The sequence below is a fragment of the Nonomuraea sp. NPDC005983 genome, assembly GCF_040614375.1.
Lineage (GTDB): Bacteria > Actinomycetota > Actinomycetes > Streptosporangiales > Streptosporangiaceae > Nonomuraea.
In genome coordinates this window covers 1-17,895 of sequence record NZ_JBEXUP010000026.1, presented here as the reverse complement: position 1 = coordinate 17,895, position 17,895 = coordinate 1, and the positions used below count along the sequence as shown (strand labels likewise).

20 protein-coding genes are annotated in these 17,895 nt (G+C 71.2%); 8 read left to right on the top strand and 12 right to left on the bottom strand.

Translation table 11 applies throughout. The features are described 5' to 3' along the window. The first annotated feature begins 9 nt into the window (after positions 1–9). Together ABZ297_RS14755 and ABZ297_RS14750 are read left to right on the top strand one after the other, a co-directional pair. Positions 10–1,200: an ABC transporter permease gene (locus ABZ297_RS14755; protein ID WP_355344988.1), complete on the top strand. Its 1,191-nt coding sequence runs from the start codon at positions 10–12 to the stop codon at positions 1,198–1,200. A gap of 166 nt (positions 1,201–1,366) precedes the next feature. Next, positions 1,367–2,368, top strand: coding sequence for a hypothetical protein (locus ABZ297_RS14750; protein ID WP_355344985.1), 1,002 nt, complete (start codon positions 1,367–1,369; stop codon positions 2,366–2,368). A 7-nt stretch (positions 2,369–2,375) separates the two neighbouring features. On the opposite strand, the gene ABZ297_RS14745 is transcribed toward ABZ297_RS14750, so the two are convergent. Continuing rightward, the gene (locus tag ABZ297_RS14745; protein ID WP_355344982.1) at positions 2,376–3,023 is read right to left on the bottom strand and encodes a response regulator transcription factor; all 648 of its coding nucleotides are present in this window, start codon (positions 3,021–3,023) and stop codon (positions 2,376–2,378) included. Then, positions 3,020–4,135, bottom strand: coding sequence for a histidine kinase (locus tag ABZ297_RS14740; protein WP_355344979.1), 1,116 nt, complete (start codon positions 4,133–4,135; stop codon positions 3,020–3,022). The genes ABZ297_RS14745 and ABZ297_RS14740 overlap by 4 nt, the downstream gene beginning before the upstream one ends. A 94-nt stretch (positions 4,136–4,229) precedes the next feature. Between ABZ297_RS14740 and ggt the strand changes: the two genes are divergently transcribed. Beyond that, a complete protein-coding gene (gene ggt, locus ABZ297_RS14735) occupies positions 4,230–6,059 on the top strand; it encodes a gamma-glutamyltransferase (RefSeq protein WP_355344976.1) in 1,830 nt (609 codons plus the stop codon). A 123-nt stretch (positions 6,060–6,182) separates the two neighbouring features. On the opposite strand, the gene ABZ297_RS14730 is transcribed toward ggt, so the two are convergent. The 4 genes from ABZ297_RS14730 to ABZ297_RS14715 are packed head-to-tail and all read right to left on the bottom strand — an operon-like array spanning position 6,183 to position 8,066. Further along, a complete protein-coding gene (locus ABZ297_RS14730; protein WP_355344973.1) occupies positions 6,183–6,560 on the bottom strand; it encodes a YbaB/EbfC family nucleoid-associated protein in 378 nt (125 codons plus the stop codon). A gap of 2 nt (positions 6,561–6,562) precedes the next feature. Further along, complete coding sequence (locus ABZ297_RS14725; protein WP_355344970.1) at positions 6,563–6,952, bottom strand: YbaB/EbfC family nucleoid-associated protein; 390 nt, start codon at positions 6,950–6,952, stop codon at positions 6,563–6,565. Then, on the bottom strand, positions 6,949–7,782 hold the full coding sequence (locus ABZ297_RS14720) for a hypothetical protein (RefSeq protein WP_355344967.1): 834 nt from the start codon (positions 7,780–7,782) through the stop codon (positions 6,949–6,951). The genes ABZ297_RS14725 and ABZ297_RS14720 overlap by 4 nt, the downstream gene beginning before the upstream one ends. Before the next feature lie 11 nt (positions 7,783–7,793). Further along, positions 7,794–8,066 carry a hypothetical protein gene (locus tag ABZ297_RS14715; RefSeq protein WP_355344964.1) on the bottom strand — a complete coding sequence of 91 codons (273 nt, stop codon included), beginning with the start codon at positions 8,064–8,066 and terminating at the stop codon, positions 7,794–7,796. 25 nt (positions 8,067–8,091) lie between these two features. On the opposite strand from ABZ297_RS14715, the gene ABZ297_RS14710 reads away from it, so the two are divergent. Beyond that, positions 8,092–8,538, top strand: coding sequence for a hypothetical protein (locus ABZ297_RS14710; protein WP_355344961.1), 447 nt, complete (start codon positions 8,092–8,094; stop codon positions 8,536–8,538). Positions 8,539–8,705: 167 nt separating this feature from the next. On the opposite strand, the gene ABZ297_RS14705 is transcribed toward ABZ297_RS14710, so the two are convergent. Next, positions 8,706–10,145, bottom strand: coding sequence for an NAD(P)/FAD-dependent oxidoreductase (locus ABZ297_RS14705; RefSeq protein WP_355345148.1), 1,440 nt, complete (start codon positions 10,143–10,145; stop codon positions 8,706–8,708). Positions 10,146–10,378: 233 nt separating this feature from the next. After that, positions 10,379–10,552, bottom strand: a complete 174-nt coding sequence (locus ABZ297_RS14700; protein WP_355344958.1) for a hypothetical protein — start codon at positions 10,550–10,552, stop codon at positions 10,379–10,381. 105 nt (positions 10,553–10,657) lie between these two features. Here ABZ297_RS14700 and ABZ297_RS14695 point away from each other — a divergent pair, with 105 nt between their 5' ends. Then, positions 10,658–11,434 (top strand): SURF1 family protein, encoded by a 777-nt coding sequence (locus ABZ297_RS14695; protein ID WP_355344955.1) that lies wholly within the window; start codon positions 10,658–10,660, stop codon positions 11,432–11,434. Between the two features lie 2 nt (positions 11,435–11,436). Continuing rightward, positions 11,437–11,751: a DUF3817 domain-containing protein gene (locus ABZ297_RS14690; protein ID WP_355344952.1), complete on the top strand. Its 315-nt coding sequence runs from the start codon at positions 11,437–11,439 to the stop codon at positions 11,749–11,751. A gap of 17 nt (positions 11,752–11,768) precedes the next feature. On the opposite strand, the gene ABZ297_RS14685 is transcribed toward ABZ297_RS14690, so the two are convergent. The 4 genes from ABZ297_RS14685 to ABZ297_RS14670 all read right to left on the bottom strand — a co-directional run bounded on the left by ABZ297_RS14685 (position 11,769) and on the right by ABZ297_RS14670 (position 15,488). Further along, a complete protein-coding gene (locus tag ABZ297_RS14685) occupies positions 11,769–11,963 on the bottom strand; it encodes a hypothetical protein (RefSeq protein WP_350811905.1) in 195 nt (64 codons plus the stop codon). A 104-nt stretch (positions 11,964–12,067) separates the two neighbouring features. After that, on the bottom strand, positions 12,068–13,441 hold the full coding sequence (locus ABZ297_RS14680; protein ID WP_355344948.1) for a glycosyltransferase family 39 protein: 1,374 nt from the start codon (positions 13,439–13,441) through the stop codon (positions 12,068–12,070). Then, the gene (locus tag ABZ297_RS14675) at positions 13,438–14,523 is read right to left on the bottom strand and encodes a protein kinase (RefSeq protein ID WP_355344946.1); all 1,086 of its coding nucleotides are present in this window, start codon (positions 14,521–14,523) and stop codon (positions 13,438–13,440) included. The genes ABZ297_RS14680 and ABZ297_RS14675 overlap by 4 nt, the downstream gene beginning before the upstream one ends. 83 nt (positions 14,524–14,606) lie before the next feature. Next, a complete protein-coding gene (locus tag ABZ297_RS14670) occupies positions 14,607–15,488 on the bottom strand; it encodes an arylamine N-acetyltransferase (RefSeq protein WP_355344943.1) in 882 nt (293 codons plus the stop codon). 97 nt (positions 15,489–15,585) lie between these two features. On the opposite strand from ABZ297_RS14670, the gene ABZ297_RS14665 reads away from it, so the two are divergent. Continuing rightward, positions 15,586–16,245, top strand: a complete 660-nt coding sequence (locus ABZ297_RS14665) for a response regulator transcription factor (RefSeq protein WP_350811938.1) — start codon at positions 15,586–15,588, stop codon at positions 16,243–16,245. Continuing rightward, complete coding sequence (locus ABZ297_RS14660) at positions 16,242–17,843, top strand: ATP-binding protein (RefSeq protein ID WP_355344940.1); 1,602 nt, start codon at positions 16,242–16,244, stop codon at positions 17,841–17,843. Before ABZ297_RS14665 ends, ABZ297_RS14660 begins: the two co-directional genes overlap by 4 nt. The last annotated feature ends 52 nt before the right edge of the window (positions 17,844–17,895 follow it).

Sequence of the window (17,895 nt, the reverse complement as noted above, 5' to 3'; positions counted from 1 at the left end):
GGTCCGCCGATGACACGGCTGGCCCCGGCTCGGCTCAGCCCGTCCGACGTGCTGCGGGTGGGGGCGGCGGGGCTGCGGGCCCGTCCCACCCGGGTGATCCTGTCGGCGCTGGGCATCGCCATCGGCATCGCCACCATGATCGCCGTGGTCGGGATCTCGTCCTCGTCCAGGGAGCAGCTCCTGCGCCAGCTCGACCGCCTCGGCACGAACCTGCTGACGGTCGCGCCGGGCAAGACGCTCTTCGGCGAGCAGGCCAAGCTGCCCACGGCCGCACTCGACATGGTCAAGCGCGTCCGGGCGGTCCAGACGGCCTCGGCGACCGGCACGATCGACGCCACGATCAGGCGGACCAACCACATCTCCGAGGCCGTCACGGGAGGCATCGCCGTCCAGGCCGCCAGCACCGAACTGCTCACCACGCTGGAGGGCCGCGCCGTGCACGGCACCTGGCTGAACGCGGCCACCGCCCGCGAGCCGGCCGTCGTCCTCGGCGCGGAGGCGGCCAAGCGGCTCGGCCTCGCGCGGACCGGTGTGCAGGTGTGGCTGGGCAACCGCTGGTTCACCGTCATCGGCATCCTCGGCCCGATGCCGCTCGCCCCCGAGATCGAACGCTCGGCCCTGGTCGGCTTCCCGGCGGCGGAGACGTACCTGGGCTTCGACGGCCACCCCACGACCATCTACGAACGCTCGGCGGAGACGTCGGTGGAGGCGGTGCGGGCGGTCCTGCCGCGCACGGTCAACCCGGAGAACCCGAGCGAGGTCGAGGTCAGCAGGCCGTCCGACGCCCTGGCGGCCAGGGCGGCCGCGGCAGGTGCCTTCACCAACCTCCTGCTCGGCCTGGGGGCGGTGGCGCTGCTGGTGGGCGGGGTCGGAGTGGCCAACACCATGGTCATCTCGGTTCTGGAGCGCCGCAAGGAGATCGGCCTGCGCCGCTCGCTCGGCGCCACCCAAGGGCAGGTCCGCGTCCAGTTCCTGTCGGAGTCCCTGCTGCTGTCCGCCCTGGGCGGGCTGGTGGGGGCGGTCCTGGGCGCCCTGGCCACCATCGGGTACGCCCTGTCGCGGGGCTGGCCCCCGGTGGTGCCGCCGTGGGCGATCGGCGGCGCGGTCGTGGCGACGCTGGTCATCGGGACGATCGCGGGCATCTACCCGGCCATGCGCGCCGCCCGCCTGTCGCCCACGGTCGCCCTGACCACGACCTGACCCCCGGGAACGGGGTTCCCCCGGGCGAGGGACGCTCGTGGCCCGCGCGGGGGAGTCGGCCGGTACGTCCAGCAGGCGATCTTTGGGTCGGCGGCACGAAGACCTGGAGGTCACGATGGCGATAACGGCGAACCGGCAGGTGGGTCGCGGGAGTTCTGGATGGGCGGTGGTCCTGCGCCGGTGGCCGTCGTGGGCGCCCTACGCCGCGGCGGCCTGGGGGGTGGCGTACGCGGCCGTCCAGCTCGCCTGGGTGGCGAGCGGCATCGCCCTGCCGCTCGGAGCGCATCACGCGTTCCCGCCCGCGGTCCAGCTCGTCCTGGCCGGCCTGGCGCTCCTGGCCGCCGGGGCCTGCCTGGCCGCCGTCCGGGCCCGTGGCCGGTTCGCCCGGACGGCGGCCGGCGCGACGCTGCTCGTGGTCATCCCGGTCTTCGTCCTGGGGACGTTCGGCGCGCCGATCGAGTTCGTCTCCCTGATCGGGGGCGCGGGGCCCAGCGGCGCCGGCCTGGCCCACCTGCTGCTGGACATCCCCGGTGCCGGGCTCCTGCTGGTCACCGGCCTGTCCTTGCGCAGGCGGGCCCGCGGCAGGTGCCCGCGATGCGGCCAGGCGCACGCCTGGGGCAGCGACGGGCCGCTGGAGCACCCGGCCTCGTCCGGGGCGTCGGCGAAGGTCCAGGTGGCCGTCTACGCCGGTATGTGCGGAATCCTGCCGTGGGCGATCACCAAGACCATCTGGACCCTCGGCGGTGACGCCTTCGGACTCACCGCCGAGCAGTGGCGGGCGGCCAACGCCGCCGGCTCGGGGGTGACGAAGGCGCTCGCGTCGGTGGGCATCGACTTCACGGTGCTGGCCGCGATGCTGGCGTGGTTCCTGATGGTGGGTCTGATGTACCGGTGGGGGCAGGTGTTCCCCCGGTGGACGCTGTTCCTGTCGGGCAGGCGGGTGCCGCGCCTGCTGCCGCTGATTCCCGCCTGGCTGACCGGTCTCACGCTGGCCCTGTACGGGACGGGGATCCTCGCCGCCTTCCCCCTGTTCTTCGCCGGCACGGGGAGCATGGCGTGGATGACCGCGTTCGGCGGCCTCGCCTTCGCCGGCCTGGGCTTCGGCCTCCTCGTGGCCGCCCGCTCCTACGCCGCCCGCACCCGCCCGGTGTGCGGCCGGGAAGCCTGAGCCTGGCTCACAGCCAGCCGGGCCTGACCAGGCCGGACTCGTAGGCGACGACCACGAGCTGGGCGCGGTCACGTGCCTGGAGCTTCATCATGGCGCGGCTCACGTGCGTCTTGGCCGTGGCCGGGGACATGAAGAGCTTCGCGGCGATCTCGTCGTTGGTCATGCCGGTGCCCACCAGGGACAGGACCTCCCGTTCGCGGTCCGTCAGCTGGTCCAGGCCGGTCGCCTTGACCGGTTCCTTGGCCCTGGTGGCGTACTCGGCTATCAGGCGGCGGGTCACGCTCGGCGACAACAGGGCCTCGCCCGCCGCCACCACCCTGACCGCCTGGATGAGCTCCGCCGGTTCGGTGTCCTTGACCAGGAAGCCGCTGGCTCCGCCCCTGAGGGCTTCGAAGACGTATTCGTCCAGCTCGAAGGTGGTGAGGATGATGACGCGGGGGCCGGGCGGCATCTGGCGGGTGGCCGTCAGGCCGTCGGTGCCCGGCATGCGGATGTCCATGAGGACCACGTCCGGCTCGTGCTGGTGGGAGAGCTGCACCGCCTCCGCGCCGTCGGCGGCCTCCGCCACCACCGTCATGTCGGGCTGGGCGTTCAGCAGGGCCTTGAAGCCCGCTCTGACCAGGGCCTGGTCGTCAGCCAGCAGCAGCTTGATCACGAGGTCTCCTCGGGTAGGGGCAGGACGGCCTCGACCTGGAAGCCGTTGTCCAGACGTCCCGCGAACAGCGTGCCGCCCAGGGCGGAGGTGCGCTCGCGCATGCCGGGGATGCCGTTGCCGCTGCCGTCCTCGGACAGTACCGCGGGCGCCGTCGCCCCCGTGTCGGTGACGCGGATGAGCAGCTCCCGCGGCCCGTACTCGAGGTCGACCGTCACCCGCGCCCCGGGGGCGTGGCGGGCGACGTTCGTGAGCGACTCCTGGACGATGCGGTACGCCGCCCGCTCCACCTGGGGAGAGAGCGGACGCGAGCCGATCCGCTTGAGCGTGATGTCCAGGCCGGAGCGCTGCACCAGGTCGTCGAGGCGGTCGAGCCCGGCGGTGGGGGAGCGGGGGGCGCCCTCGCGCAGCACGTTCAGGACCGAGCGCATCTCGCCGAGCACCTCCTTCGAGGCGGTCTTGATGGTGGCGAGCGCGCTGCGGGCCTGCTCGGAGTCGTCGTCGATGAGGTGCAGCGCGGTGCTGGCCTGGACGTGGATCAGCGAGATGTTGTGCGCCAGCACGTCGTGCAGCTCCTGGGCCATGGTCAGGCGCTCCTCGCTGGCCTGCCGCCTGCTCTCCTCCTCGGCGGCCCGCTGCTGCTGGGCGCGGCGCTCGCGCAGGGTCCTGGCCAGCTCGGCGGCCAGCATGAACAGCAGCACGAACGCGCTGATGGCCAAGGTGTGGAAGACCCAGAACTGCGGCGAGGTGTCGCCCAGCGAGGCGTAGGCGAGGAAGACCGCGATCGTGACCCCGGCCAGGATCCAGGCGGCCGGCCGGTGCCCGTTCATGACGAGCGAGAACAGCAGGATGATCGGGGCGAGGAAGACGGGCCCGTACGGATAGCCGCCCCACACGTACGCGTACGTCGCCAGCAGCGTGACGACCGTGGACGCGACCGGAAATCTCCGGCGGGCCAGCAGCATCAGCGGCCCGAGCAGCAGCAACACGTACGCCAGCGGGTCGAGCTGCGCCCTGAAGGTCCGCTGCCCCCAGGCGGCCCCCTGCGACAGCACGACCTGGGCGACCGCGGTGATCAACGCGAGGAAGGGATCGAAGCCGGACTTCTTACGCACCCCCCAACGCTAGGCCAACCTCCTGACCAGCGCATCATCCCTCCGTGGGAGGGGGCCCTACCACGATGGGGGTACCTGAGTCATCGTGGAGACCATGCGCCGAGTGATCGTTCCCGCAGCAGCGACGACAGCACTACTCACCTCTCTCCTGGTGGCCCCGCCCGCGGTCGCCGAACCTCCGCACGCCGAACCCACGCAGGCCGAACCCACGCAGGACGGACCCGCGCAGGACGCACCTACGCAGGGCGAACCCACGCAGAAGGTGCCGGTCGCTGAGGGGTACGGGGGCGCCGTCGCCACCGTCGACCTCGACGCCAGCAAGGCCGCGATCGGCGTCCTGAACCGGGGCGGCAACGCCATGGACGCGGCGGTCGCCGCGGGTGCGGTGCTCGGCGTGACCGAGCCGTACTCCTCGGGCCTGACGGGCGGCGGCTTCATGGTCTACTACGACGCCCGCCGGCGCAGGGTCTTCACCGTCGACGGACGCGAGAAGGCCCCGCAGGCGATGACCTCCACCACGCTCGCGGGCATCCCGTTCGAGGAGGGGGTGACCAGCGGCCTGTCGGCGGGAGTGCCCGGCACGGTGGCCCAGTGGGACCTGGCCCTGCGCAGGTTCGGCACGCTCTCGCTGAAGCGGGCGCTCCAGCCGGCGATCGAGGTGGCGTCCAAGGGCTTCGTCGTGGACCAGACCTTCTACAACCAGACCGCCCAGAACGTCGCCAGGTTCAAGGACTTCACGTCCACCGCCAAGCTCTACCTGCCGAACGGCGCCCCGCCGCCCGTCGGCTCCGTCTTCAAGAACCCCGAGCTCGCCGACACCTACCGCGAGCTGGGCAGGCGCGGACCGAGCTGGCTGTACGGCGGGCAGCTCGGCAGAGAGATCGTCGCCACCGTCAAGCAGCCCCCCGTGACTCCCGGCTCCACCAGGAACGTCAGACCCGGCCTGATGGAGCTCTCTGACCTGCGCGACTACCAGGCGCTGACGCGCGAGCCCACCCGGATCGACTTCAAGGGCATGCAGGTGTACGGCATGGCGCCGCCGTCCTCCGGGGGCTCCACGGTCGGCGAGGCTCTCAACATCCTGGAGGCGCTCCCGCAGGTCGGCGTGCACGAGTACCTGGAGGCGTCCAGGCTCGCCTTCGCCGACAGGAACAAGTACGTCGGCGACCTCCCGCACGTGCCCCTCAAGGAGCTCCTGTCGGACGGGTTCGCCAAGGAACGGGCCTGCCTGATCGGCGACAGGGCGCTGCCCAGCCCGGCCGCGCCCGGCGAGCCCGACGGCGACTACGGCTCCTGCGCCACCCCGTCGGGCACCGCCACGGCGACCGTCGAGGAGGGCCCCGAGACCACACACCTGGTCGTCGCCGACCGCTGGGGCAATGTGGTGGCCTACAACCTGAGCATCGAGTCCACCGGCGGCAACGGCATCGTCGTCCCGGGGCGCGGCGTGCTGCTCAACAACGAGCTGACCGACTTCACCTTCGGCCCCGCCCCCGGCGACCCGAACCTGCCGGGGCCGGGCAAGCGCCCGCGCTCGTCGATGGCGCCCACCCTGGTGTTCCAGCACGGCAGGCCGGTGCTGGCGGCCGGGTCACCGGGCGGCTCGACGATCATCACGACCGTGCTGCAGATCCTGGTCAACCGGTACGAGTTCGGCATGAACCTGCCCGAAGCGCTCGCCGCGCCGCGGGCCACGCAGCGCAACACCCCGCAGACCCAGGCCGAGCAGGCCTTCCTCGACAAGTACGGGGCCGAGCTGAAGGCCAGAGGCCACGACCTGGTGCTGAACCCGGAGATCGGCGCGGCCACCGCGCTGGAGTTCCTCGGCAGGGGGAAGGTCCAGGCGGTCGCCGAGCCGGTCAGGCGCGGCGGCGGCAGTGCGCTGGTCGTGCGATCCGGGGTGTGCTGCAAGAGTGGCGGTTGAGCCAACCGGTTGACGTCCGCGACGACCGCAGGCGTCGACGTGGCGGACAGGCGATAGGTGTCCGGGAGGTGCCAGGGACGACTTGGCGCCTCCCGACCCGTCAAGGGAGCCGTTAGGCGGATGTCACCTTTGTGCGGGGTTCTGGCGCGGGGTGGCGGTGCTGCGGCTATCGAAGTCGTGTTGCGCCTGGTCCATGAGGGTGGACAAGTGCGCGCCCGCGCCCAGGTCGCGCATCATCGTGGTCTTCGCCTCCGCCGCGGCCTGCTCTGCCGCGTGGACCGCCGCCACCACCGCGTCGCCGAGCGTCACGCCGTCGTGCCGCCGCTTGCTCAGCTGGCTGACGTCGAGAGCCAGCAGTGTTCCTGCCGCGTCGACGGTCGCCACGACGCCGCCGTCGTCGGCGCTACCGGTGAACTCCCGCGCGCCCCACTCCGCCACGACCGCCTCGGCCTCGGCCGACATCCTCTCCAACTGCTCCGAGAGCATCCGCAGTTCATCCATGGTCACTTCTCTCTCAGGATGGCGTCGAAGTACGGCGCGAGCGGGTCGTGGCCGGGGTCGGGCCGCGGCCGACCGGTGGCCAGCGTGTCCACCATCTGGGTCAACCCCTCGGCCATCGCTACGCGGGCCGCCCCGATGGCCTGCTGGACGGCCTGGCCGATCGCGACGTGGTCGAGGTCGCGCATCGCTTTGGGGCCGATGGCCACGTGCAGCAGCCGTCCCGAGCCCGACACCGTGGCCACCACCAGGCCCGTGTCGTCGGCGCCCGTCACCTCCTGCTCGTCCAGCTCGCGCATGGCTCCTGCGAACGCGTCAACCCAGCCCTCGATCTCGCGGATCAGCCCGGGGACGTCCCCGGCGCCGCCGGCGTTGAACGCGTCGATGTGCTTCACGACTTTTCCTCGGTGACGATCTCCCAGTAGGCGGGGTTGGCGACATCCTTGTCCACGTGCAGGTCACGTGCCCCGTTAGCCGGATCGCCGCCGTTGTAGAAGGCGCCCTTGAGATCCATGACCTTCAGTTGGAGGGAGTTGAGTTCGCCCTCATTGGTCCTGTAGATGTCGACGAACTGCTTGAGGAGGGTACCGGCCATGGTGAGGAAGACGCCGGTCTGCGTCATGAGGGCGACCCTGCCGGCGGGGTGTGCGCTAAGCTTCGAGAGCGCTTTGAATATGGGTCCGTTGATGGTCCACATACCGAAGGCGGCCATGTCATATTCCAGAACTTCCTTGTACTGGTTGTGCATGGTGCCGCTCAGCTCCTTGGAGATATTGCCGAGCTGGTCGAACATGCCGATCAACTTGAACCTGAGGTACTGCTGGAGCGTTTCGACCGCGTGGCCCTTCCAGTTCGGCGACACGTCGTTGAAGTAGGTGAGCCATACATCCCATGCGCTGCCCTTGAGGTGGCCATGGATCTCCCTCCAGGTATCCCGCTGGTTGGAGAAGAGAAAGGGGTTGCCTACGTTGGCAACGACGGCGGCCTTGATCGCCCATCCGGCCCAGCCGACTCCTGAGAGGCTCAGCCCGAGGGTGATCGGTCCGTCGTAGCGCTTCATCTGGGCGATCACGTTCTTGAAGAAACCGGGGTCGGCGCGCTGACCGAAGGTGATGGTCCGGGCGACCTTCCCTTTCGGGTTGTAGACGTGCATCTGGCCCGGGCCGACGGCGCGGAAATGCTTCGGGATGGTTAGCTTGGGAGGCTCGCTCGAGGAGGTCGGCATTGTCGCACCCTTCAGTGTCGGAGCTGATCAGTGGCGGCTTCGGCATCATGATTGGCTGCGCGGTAATTCTTGGCCACCGTGACGAGCAGCTCGCCGTCGTCCTTCAGGACCGTCAGCAGGATTTCGGCGCAGTCTGACCAGGTGTCGGCGATGTTGTTCCAACCGCCGGCGAACATGAGCCCGACGGCGGGGACTCCGGTGATCGGAAGGTGATTCCACAGGCCATCGATCCTGGGCACGGCCGCCCGCAGTTGGCCGACCGCCTTGGACGCCTCCTCCATCACGTCGGCGAACTTGATGATCTCACCCGTGGCGACCTCGACGCCGTCCTTGTCGCCGCCGGCAGAAGGCGGAGAGGAAGTGTCCGGCGCAGGTTCGGCGGAGTTCGGGCTGGGCAGCAGGCTGGAAGGCAGGCACGGGCCAGGCGGGCAGGCGGGGGTGTGCGGGCACGGGCTGAGTGCCGAGGAAGAGGGGCTCGGGCTGCCGGTCGAGGGGCTGGGCATCCCACTGGGTGACTGGCTCGGCGACGGGGAGGGGCTCTCGGAGCCGCTTTCGGACGGACTCGGGCTCGGGGACGGCGAGGAAGTATCGGACGGGCTCGGGGACGGCGAGGAAGTATCGGACGGGCTCGGGGACGGCGAAGAACTCTCCGACGGGCTTCCGGATAAATCCGGATATGTCGGTTCCGTGGAGGCAGGGCCGGGCACGAGGTACACCTTCCGTTTGTTTGGCGGGGATGGCCCTCAGCGCGAGTGATCCCCCGGCGGAGGGGGCGGTGTCGGGAGGGCATCGCGCGACACGAGACGCCAGCCGTCAATGATCAGAGCCCAATCTACGGGACGATCATGGACGCCGTCCATGGGAGGGTAACGTATCCGCACCTCAGGCGAGACGAGGGAGGCCAGCGGAAGCGGCTCTGCCGTCTAGTAGATGAGCTCGTAGGCGTCGGGCTTCACCTTGCGGGTGCGCGCCCAGTACTCGAAGGTGAAGCCCGGCCAGATCGTCCGGTTCGCGCCGTGTTCGTCCAGATACCAGGAGCGGCAGCCGCCCGCGTTCCACACCAGCGGGTCGAGCCGTTCCTGGAGGCGCCGGTTGAACGCCCGCTGCCGTTCCGGCCTGACGTCCACGGCCCTGGCCTGGGTCCTGGAGAGCAGGCGCAGGCAGCTCATGACGTAACGCACCTGCGCCTCGATCATGAACACGACCGAGTGGTGCCCGAGCCCGGTGTTCGGACCGAGCAGGAAGAACAGGTTCGGGAAGCCGGAGGTGGTGATGCCGTAGTAGGTCTCGATGCCGTCCTGCCAGGCGTCCTGGATCTTCAGGCCGTTCCTGCCGATGATCCGCTGGTCCTTGAGCATGTCCGTCACCCTGAAGCCGGTGCCGAAGACGATGACGTCCGCCTCGTGCTCGCGTCCGGTGGAGTCGACGACCGCGTGTTCCCTGATCTCGGCGGCCCCGCCCGTCACCAGCGAGACGTCGTCCCTGGTCAGGGTCGGGTAGTAGTCGCTCGACAGGAGCAGCCGCTTGCAGCCGATCGTGTAGTCGGGGGTGAGGGCGCGGCGCAGCTCGGGGTCGGGGACCTGTGAGCGCAGGTGCTTGAGCGCGATCCTCTCGTGCACCTTCATCAGGCGCGGGTCGACGGTGAAGCCCAGCGCGCGGGTCTCCAGCGCCCAGTAGACGGCGCCGCGCACCGCCCTGGCCGCGCCGGGCAGCCGCAGTGCCTGCTTCATCCGGGACGTGAGGGCGAAGTCCGGCTTCGGGTGGATCCACGGGGGTGTGCGCTGGAAGACGGTGAGGTGTGCCGCCTCGGGGGCGATCTGCGGGACGAACTGGATGGCGGACGCGCCGGTGCCGATGACCGCGACGCGCTTGCCGGCGAGCTCGACCGAGTGGTCCCACTCGGAGGAGTGGAAGGCCGGGCCGGCGAACGACTCCCGCCCCGGAATATCCGGAAATGACGGTACATGGAGGGCGCCGATGCCGGAGATGACGGCGTTCGTGGTCAGGGTCGCGCCGTCGTCCGTGGCCACCTCCCAGCGGCGGGCCGCGTCGTCCCACTCCAGGGAGACGACGCGCTTGCCGTACCGGATGTGCGGGGCGATGCGGTACTTGTCGACGCACGTCCGCATGTACTCCCAGATCTCCTCCTGTGGGGAGAACATCCGCGACCAGTCGGGGTTGAGGTCGAACGAGTAGGAGTACATGTGCGACGGCACGTCGCACGCGCAGCCGGGGTAGGTGTTGTCCCGCCAGGTTCCACCCAGATCGTCGGCCTTCTCCAGGATGACGAAGTCGTGGTACCCGGCCTCCTTGAGCTTGATCGCCATGCCGATCCCGGCGAAGCCCGAACCGATGATCACTATTCCTGGCTCGACCACTGGTCCTCCCGTAGCCCCGAACTATTGGACTTACCGTCCAATGTAGTCAGCGACTCCCGTCCGATCCAGGGGTGCCGTCCCGTGAGGCCGGTCACACCGACCGGACGGTATGTGCGGGGCATGCGCCTGCCCGTCCGTCCGGCCACGGGGACGCCGCTCGACCGGACGCCAAGAACCCGCCGCGACGCTGCGGCGGGTGCTCTCCCTCCTGACGGCGGTTAGCGCAGCAGGAGGAAGGCTCCGACGCCGATGACGGCGATCACGATGACCACGGCGATGATCGGCAGGAGAGGCGACTTCTTCGGAGCCGCGGCGGCCTCCTGCTCGGACCGCTGCGCGAACGCCTTGAACTGCTGAGTGTTGCCCGCGGGGTCGATATGCTGGTCAGACATGGCCAGCAGCCTAGCGGGATCACTCGCGCCATTTGCACTGTTTAACGCGATCTGTAGGTGTGGGCTGATTGCGGGACCGGTCCACCTGGCGGATAGCTTTGAAGCATGCTCCGGACCCTGTTCTCGCCCCGCATCATGGGGCTGCATCTGCTGACGATCGGGGTCCTCGTCGCGTTCATCCTGCTCGGGCGCTGGCAGCTCGGCGTCTTCCAGGACTCCGGCATGCCGCACGCGGCGACCGATCCGGCGCCGGTGGGGGTCACCACGCTCTCTCAGGTGGGCGCGCAGATGCAGGGCACGTCCGTGGGGCGCAGGGTCACGGCCGAGGGCGTCTACGACCCGGCCAGGCAGCTGCTGGTCGCCGACAGGCGACCGAACGTCGACGCGCCCGGCGGCAACGTCTCGCGCGGCCAGGGCTACTGGGTGCTCACGCCGCTCAGGCTCGACGACGGCACGCTGATGCCCGTCGTGCGCGGCTGGGTGGCCGAGCCCGCGGGCCCGATGGCGGCGCCGGAAGGCAGGGTCACGGTCGCCGGGCGGCTGCGCCCGCCGCAGGGCACCGACAGCGTGCAGCGGCGCGCCGAGGGGCTTCCGTCGGGCCAGGTCCAGACGGTGTCCACCGGTGAGCTGATCAACCTGTGGAGCGGTCAGAAGGTGCGCAACGGCTACGTCGTGGCAGAGCCGCCCTCGGGCGCGCTGGCCCAGGTGAAGGTGCCGCCGCCGGTCGTGGGCGGCGAGCTGACCTGGCGTAACCTGGCCTACGCGGCCAACTGGTGGATCTTCGCCGGATTCGCCGTGTTCATGTGGTTCCACTTCGTACGCGACGCCGTCCGAAGTGATCGGGACCGTGCCAAGTCCCCTGAGATGGTTCTGGAAGGTTAACGGTGGAATCGGCTCTCAAGCCCTTCCGGGCGCTCGCCTACGTCGTGGGCGTGATGCTGCTCGTGCTCTGCGTGGCGATGGTCCTGCGCTACGGCTTCGACGTCGCGGGCATGTCGAAGGTCGTCGCGCCGATCCACGGCTTCCTCTACATGATCTACCTGGTCACGGTCCTGAACCTGGGCATGAAGGGCCGCTGGACCTGGCAGTACATGCTGGGCATCATGATCGGCGGCACCGTGCCGTTCCTGTCGTTCCACATCGAACGGCGGGTGACCCAGCGGGTGCACCAGGACATCGCGGCCGCGGCGGAGGCCTGAGCCCCCGCCGCCGCGCCTCATCTGCCGATGCCGCGCCTGCGGGCTCGCTTGAGCCGCTCGCGCTGCGACGGGTCCAGCATCAGGTAACCGACTACCGGGGCGGCGATCACGCCGAGGACGACCAGCAGGGTGACCCATCCGGCCCCGAAGATCATCAGCGAAAGCAGAACCGCGGCGCCCGCGCCGATGGCGTACTTCTGGACTGGCGACATCCTCAACTTCCTCCGAACGCGGAGCACGCGCCCCGCCTCTCTCACATTGTGCGTCGCCAGTTCAACGAGTGGGCCCATCGCCCGGGTTCCAATCGCGATGTATCTCAATTGTCGCGCGTGTAGAGCGTGAGGTGGATCGACCCGAACGTGCGCGTACGCCCCGGTTTTAGGCGTTTCTTCAGGGCGAGGTAGCGTTCGTCGTCGGCATACCTGGGGCCGATGCGCGGCGACACCAGCCACACCCGCTCGACGCCCGCCAGCGCCTGCCCGAGCTCGGCCGCCGTGCGCGGCTCGGCCGCGCCGGGAGCGTGGGTCAGGTCCACGAGCCGCTCGTACGGCTCGCCGTACACCGCCACGAACAGGCGGTAGCGCTGCGGCACGAACAGCACCCGGTCTCCCGGACGCTCCTCGGCGGCGAGGGCGGCGGCCAGCGAGCGCAGGTCGTCCGGGCGGCCGTTCGGCTCCCTGAGCGCGACCTGCGTCCCGTACGTGAGGACGGCGAAGGCCAGCACGGCCAGCGGCACGGTCACGGCGGGCCGGCGGTGCCGGAGCAGCGCCGCCGCGCCGATCCCTGCCAGCAGCGCGAGCCCCGGAACGGCGAACAGCACGTAACGCGGATGGTAGATCGGCTGCACCTGGGAGATCGCCATCGACAGGACCACCGGCACGACCGCCCACAAGGTCACGACCGGCACCCGCCAGGCGCCCCACAGCGCCAGCCCGAACAGCACGGCCGCCGCCGGCCAGCTCCCCGCGACCTCGACGGGGAACGCCGCCACCTCCTTCAGCCCGGGCGCCTGCAGCCAGAACACCTGCGCGCCCCGCTGCCCCGCCGCGATGGCGACCAGCGGCAGCAGCGCAACCCCCGCTCCCGCCGCGGACAGCAGGGCCGACCGGCGCCCCGCCAGCCAGGCGGCCACGAGATGGGCCGGCACCAGCAGGACCGCGTACAGGTGCAGCCAGCCGAGCAGGGCCAGGCTGGCGGCGTACCCGACGTGCAGCCACGGCGTGGGGCGCTCGACCAGCCTGACCAGCAGCCACGTGGACAGCACGGCGACCGCGCTGACCAGCGCGTACGAGCGGGCCTCCTGCGCGTACCTGTCGGCTATCGGGGTCAGCGCGTAGAACAGGCCGCCACACAGCCCCGCGACCGGCCCGGCCAGCCGCTGGCCGAGAGCCGCCACCCCGAACGCGGCGGCCGTGAACGCCACCACCGACAGCAGCCGGAACGGCACCTCCGGCGGCCCGCCGAGCGCCGCGAACGGCCGGAGGAGGACGTAGTAGAGCGCGTGCACGGTGTCGATGTCGGCCAGCAACCGGCGCAGGTCGGCGAGCGACATCCGGGCGGCCATCGCGCTGACCGACTCGTCCCGCCACAACGAGGGCACGCCCAGCCTCCAGCCGCCCAGCACGGCCGCGACCAGGGCAGGGAGGATGGCGACGAGCGCCGGCCGGCCGGCGCGGGGGAGAGCGCTCACACCCGCTGGCCGGGGGTGGCGGCGGCGCGCAGCTCCTGACGGAGGGAGTCCAGGGTGGGGCGGTAGGCCGGGTTGCCCGCCAGGAGCCGGAACAGGGCGGGGGCGAGGGCGCCCGCCCTGGTCAGCGGGGCGCCAGGAGCGGGGGGACGTCCTTCGACGGCGGCGAACAGGGTGGCGCCGAGCGACCACAGGTCGGCCGCCGGGCTGACCACCCGTTCAGGGGCGGTGAAGGCGGGCTGGACTCCGGTGGCCAGCGGCGGAGCCAGCGTGGCGTGGCCGTCGGCCCCGATCATGACGTTGGCGGGCTGCACGCCGCCGTGGCTGGTGCCGCGCAGGTGCAGTTCGGCGAGCTGTTCGAGGACGTCCAGGCCGACGGCGGCGACCTGGGCGGGCGGCATCGGGCCCGACGCGGCGATGACCTGGTCGAGGGAGCGCGTCACGGCGAGCCGCGCGAGCGTCTCCGCGACGACCTCGGTCGACGGCGGGTCCGACGGGTCGAGCATCGCCCTGATCAGGGACCTGAGCGGATCCGTGGCTGCGGCGGGCTCCAGGCCCGGCGGGCGGCCCTCCACCGCGAAGTGCAGCGTGGCGGCCAGCGACCACAGGTCGGCCGAGGCGCGCAGCCCCGGATGGTGCGCGAACCCGAACCCGGTGAGCACCGCCCTGCCCGTCGTGGTGAGCAGCACGGTGCCCGGATTGACCCGGCCGTGGATGATCCCGGCGGCGTGCGCGGCCAGCAGCGCGCCCAGCAGGCACACCCCCACCCGCGCCGTCTGCAGCATGGGCAGCGGATGGCGTGACAGCACGGCCTGTTCGAGCGACGGCCCCGACACGAACTCCATGACCAGCCATAACTCGCCGCGCTCGGCCACCACGTCCAGGACCTGCACCACCGACGGGTGCCGCAGCGCGGCGGCCCGCCTCGCCGCGGCCAGCGCGGCCTCGTGCGCCTCCGCTGGTTCGCGCAGCTGCCTGACCGCGACGTCGCGGTGCGTCACCTCGTCGAAGGCCAGCCGGACGGCGCCCCCGCCCAGCGGGTTCAGCAGCCTGTAGCGGCCGGCGAGCTTCCCGGTCTCTCCCATGTCGAGGTGCACGATAGCGGCACATCTCCGGGCAGAGCCATGGCCAGTCCCGCAAATGCCCCGATCTTTCGTATGAGGTCGGCTCAGGCGGCGGGGGTGGGTGCGCTGGGTGGGGGCGGGGTGGCCGCCAGCCAGGACTCGTGGGCCGCGTGCAGGCGGCGCCAGAGGGCGTCCTTCTCCGGGGTCGTCACGTCGTCCAGAGGGAGGCGGAAGACGTCGGCGAGGGCCGCGTAGTAGTCGCCGGACGTCTCCAGCGTGATCGAGTGCGTGCCGACGCCCAGGCGCGTCAGCACGAGCCCGCGGAGGCTGTCCACGCCGGACACGTCCCGTCGCTGGAGGCTGGCGATGCGCACGAACCCCGACTCCGGGGACGTGCTCAGATGCTCGTGCATCGCGGTGAAGGCGGACATGGCGGTGGGAGCCGGGCCGAAGTCCATGCCGGCGAACGACCCGGCGGGATCGTGGTCGAGTCGCCAGCCGCCGGGCGCGATCTCCGACGGGCGCAGCCCGTACCTGAACGGCCCCTGCTGGTAGACGCCCTCCATCAGCGGGAGCGGGCCGTGGAGCGCGTCGCCGAGCCCGACGTCCACGAGCCACGCGCCGCCCGGATTGTCCGCCGACGGCAGGCCGCTCGCCGTGAGCACCAGATGGTTCCCGGTGATGCCCGGCTCCGCGCCCCGGTTCTGCACGCCGCCCACGTGCCTGGTCACGTCGTACCCGAGCGCGAGAAGGAGCTGCGAGAGCGCCCCGTTCAGGTGGTAGCAGTAGCCGCCGCGCCCGCCGATGATCCGCTCGGCCGACTCCAGCGGATCGACCGTGGTGGTGCGTCCCAGCCAGATCTCCAGCGCCTCGTACGTGACGCGCTCGACGTGCGCGACGTGCAGCGCGCGCAGGTTCTCCGCCGAAGGCGGGGAGGTGAGAAGGGACAGGAGCCCGAGACGGTGGAGGTATCCGACGACGTTCACCCGAGCAAGTCTGCACCGGATGTGCACATATTGGGGAGTGCTGTCTGCACAGCCCACTTCTAGGCTTTCGTCCGTGGCAGAGCAGCGACGGATCCTCCTGGTTGAGGACGACGAGACGATCGCGCTGGCCGTGCGGAACAGGCTGGCCGCCGAGGGGTTCGACGTCAGGGTGGCAGGCGACGGGGAGACCGCCCTGATCCAGTACGGCAGAGCGGAGCCCGACCTGGTGATCTTGGACCGGCTCCTGCCGGGGCTCGACGGGCTGGAGGTGTGCCGCCGGATGCAGGCCGCCAGGCCGGTGCCGGTGCTCATGCTGACCGCGCTGGGCGAGGAGACCGACGTGCTGGTCGGCCTCGGCGTGGGCGCCGACGACTACCTGGCCAAGCCGTTCAGCATGCGCGAGCTCGTCGCCAGGATCCACGCCCTCCTGCGCAGGGTGGAGCGGGCCGCCCAGCTGGCCGTCGAGGACACCGTGATCAGAGTCGGGGAGGTCGAGATCGACACCGCGGCCCGCAGGGTGTTCGTGCGAGGCGCCGAGGCGCAGCTCACCAGGACCGAGTTCGACCTGCTGCGCCGTCTGGCGGAACGTCCCGGGCAGGTCTTCGAGCGTGACCGCCTGCTGTCGGACGTGTGGGGCTTCTCCGAGGCCGCCGCCACCAGGACGGTGGACAGCCACGTCCGGGCACTGCGCCGCAAACTGGGCTCCGACGTGGTGCGGACCGTCCACGGCGTCGGCTACGCGCTGGTCCGGCGATGAGGCCGCTCGACTTCCTGGGCCGGATCAAGGTCAAACTCGGCCTGGCGATCGTGCTGGCCGTGGGCACCGCGTTCGTGGTCAACGAGGTCGGCCTCAACTCCGGGATCTCCCGCGACGTCCGGATCGCCGTGGCCCTCGTCCTGGCGCTGATCATGGTGCAGGTGCTGGCCATGGGCATGACCAAGCCGCTGCGCGAGATGGCCAGGGCCGCCCAGACGGTCGCCAAGGGCAGCTACTCGCTGCGGGTCCGCGCCACGTCCCGGGACGAGGTCGGCGAGCTGGCCAGGGCGTTCAACGCGATGGCCGCGGACCTGGGAGAGGTTGACAGGCAGCGGCGCGAACTGGTCGCCAACGTCAGCCACGAGCTGCGGACCCCGATCACCGGGCTCCGCGCCATCCTGGAGAACGTCGTCGACGGCGTGTCCGCTCCCGACCCGGTGACCATGAGCACCGCGCTCGCCCAGACCGAGCGGCTCGGACGCCTCGTCGCCCAGCTCCTCGACCTGTCACGCCTCGACTCCGGCGTCCGGCTGATCGAGTCCGAGGCGCTGGAGCTGGCCCCGCTGCTCGAACAGGCGGTGCGGGAGGCCGGGCTGGCGCGGGAGGAGGTCCGGCTCGTGCCCGCGGTCCCCGACGACCTCGTGGTGCGCGCCGACCCCGACCTGCTGGCGCAGGTCCTGGCGAACCTCCTCGACAACGCGGTACGGCACAGCCCGCCGGGCGGCGTGGTCACCGTGACGGGCGCGCCGCACGGTGCCGGGGTCCGCATCACCGTCACCGATCAGGGGCCCGGCATCCCCGTCTCCGCCCGGGGGCGGGTGTTCGAACGCTTCTCCCGCCTGGACGCGGGCCGCGCGGCGGACGCCGGAGGCGCCGGGCTCGGGCTGGCGATCGTCAAGGAGATCGTCGAAATGCACGGGGGTTCGATCCGCATCGACGACTGCGCGGGGTGCCGCATGGTCGTCGACTTACCAGGAAGGACGACGATGGCGGACTCGCCATTGGAGCTCGACCAGCAGCCGGGGGCGCTGCCGGAACGGCCTGCCGACGCGATGTCGGCCGAGGGGGAGCCGGCGCCCGCGGCGCTTCACGAACAGCCGGGCGCGTCGACCGCCGAAACCGGCTCGCCGCCGCCCATCGTGGAGGCGCTGCCTGTCGGCTCGGCGCCAGCCGCTGACGGCGACCAGCTGGGAGCGGTCGCTCAGAACGATGGAGCGGGGATGGGGGCGAGCGTGGCCGCGCCGGTGCCGGAGCCCGCGCCCGGGGAGCGTCCCGAAGGGGCACCCGTGCAGGTGGCGCACCCTCACGCGGTGCCCGCCGAGGTGGGGCACGTCCATCCATCTCCCCAGGTGGAGGCGCGGCCGGGGAGCGCGTTGGCGCGGCTGGTCGTCGGTACCGTTCTCGGGCTGATCGTCGGCTTCATGGTCGGACTGTTCGCCGCGGTGTTCGCCGGCATGACGCTGGGCGCCGGGGCCGCGCTCGTCACGCTGGTCCTGTGCACCGCGCTGGCCGGTGCGATCGGGGCCGCTCTAGGGGCCGGCCCCGGGCGCCGGCAGGCGAACACGTCCCCGTACTGGCCGCCCGTGCACCGCCTGTGAACGGCTCTAGCAGGCGGCCTCCGGTAGGGCGCAGATCTTCACGGTCATCTCC

Coding starts and splice junctions, on each gene's coding strand:
- ABZ297_RS14755 (WP_355344988.1), top strand. CDS start 10: ATGACACGGCTGGCCCCGGCTCGGCTCAGCCCGTCCGACGTGCTGCGG.
- ggt (WP_355344976.1), top strand. CDS start 4,230: ATGCGCCGAGTGATCGTTCCCGCAGCAGCGACGACAGCACTACTCACC.
- ABZ297_RS14730 (WP_355344973.1), bottom strand. CDS start 6,560: ATGGATGAACTGCGGATGCTCTCGGAGCAGTTGGAGAGGATGTCGGCC.
- ABZ297_RS14720 (WP_355344967.1), bottom strand. CDS start 7,782: ATGCCGACCTCCTCGAGCGAGCCTCCCAAGCTAACCATCCCGAAGCAT.
- ABZ297_RS14700 (WP_355344958.1), bottom strand. CDS start 10,552: ATGTCTGACCAGCATATCGACCCCGCGGGCAACACTCAGCAGTTCAAG.
- ABZ297_RS14695 (WP_355344955.1), top strand. CDS start 10,658: ATGCTCCGGACCCTGTTCTCGCCCCGCATCATGGGGCTGCATCTGCTG.
- ABZ297_RS14685 (WP_350811905.1), bottom strand. CDS start 11,963: ATGTCGCCAGTCCAGAAGTACGCCATCGGCGCGGGCGCCGCGGTTCTG.
- ABZ297_RS14675 (WP_355344946.1), bottom strand. CDS start 14,523: ATGGGAGAGACCGGGAAGCTCGCCGGCCGCTACAGGCTGCTGAACCCG.
- ABZ297_RS14660 (WP_355344940.1), top strand. CDS start 16,242: ATGAGGCCGCTCGACTTCCTGGGCCGGATCAAGGTCAAACTCGGCCTG.